The sequence below is a fragment of the Aminobacter sp. P4_D5 genome, from assembly GCF_056401815.1.
Genome location: NZ_JBFUIP010000446.1, coordinates 1 through 993 on the forward strand (window position 1 = coordinate 1; position 993 = coordinate 993).

At 66.8% G+C, this 993-nt stretch carries 1 protein-coding gene; it reads right to left on the reverse strand.

Features of this window, described 5'->3' with window-relative positions:
• Positions 1 to 965: carbohydrate porin (locus AC1DWF_RS32635; RefSeq protein WP_476842660.1), on the reverse strand; the 965-nt coding region annotated here is incomplete at its 3' end.
• Positions 966 to 993: the final 28 nt, after the last annotated feature.

Here is a 993-nt window from a genome sequence, read left to right on the forward strand (position 1 = left end):
ATGTTCGTCCCCGGCGCCACCCGCGCGTCATAGTAGAATTCGGCGGCGGTTTCGGGCCGGTAGTCGAGCSGGCCATCGCCCAGGATGAAGCCGAGCCCGCCCGCCTCCAGAAAGCGGCGATGCTGCGCGGAGAGCCCCCCAATATTCACCGCCGCGCCCACCGTATCCGCCGGCCTTCCCCAGCGCCGCCCCGCCAGGGACGTGCCGGCCGAGACCGCCCAATCCATCTCCGTGTACATCCATTGCTGGCTGCGTCCGTCATTCCAGGAGAGGCGGGCGAAGATCCCGAGATCGTCGGCGATCTCCTGCTCCATGTTCAACGCCACCATCTGTTTGATGCGATAGCCGCCGCGCGGATTTTCGCTGGTCGCCTCGATGTCATTCGCCACCAAAGCGTTGTAGTCCTGCGACTGCGTGCGTGAGAGGCCGGCCAGCAGGCGGACGGCGCCGGGGCGATTGCCGAGATTCCAGAAGCGATCGAATTGCGCGAGCAATTGCCAGCCGCGCCCGGGCTGCGGATCCAGCGAGAGCGAGTTGATGCGCCGGGCCACCTGGAAGGCCCCCAGGCGCACGCCCCATCTGCCATCCTCCCACTCCGCCGCGACGCCGTTGGTGAAGCCTTTCGCGTCATTGGCAAAATCGAAGRCGCCGGCGGCGACGAAGGCCCAGTTCAGGAATTGCGTGCGCGGATCATGCGCGTAGCGATTGTCGTCGAAGATATCGAGGACCGAGAACTTCCCCATGGTGAGGGTGATCCGCTCGCGCGGCAGCGGCCGGCGAAAGCGCAGCAGGTCGTCATCCGGCTCCACGGTGTCGGCGGAAAGCCCGATGGTCTGGCGGAAGAAGACGCGCGGCACAAAGCCGGCCGGCACCTCGGAGCCGATCCGGAAGGCCTCGCCATTGGGAAATCCCGCGATCCCACGCGTGCCCGAAAGCCCGAAGCCGCGGATCACCTGGCCGTTCACGATCACCTCCGCGCCTTCCCACAACCGC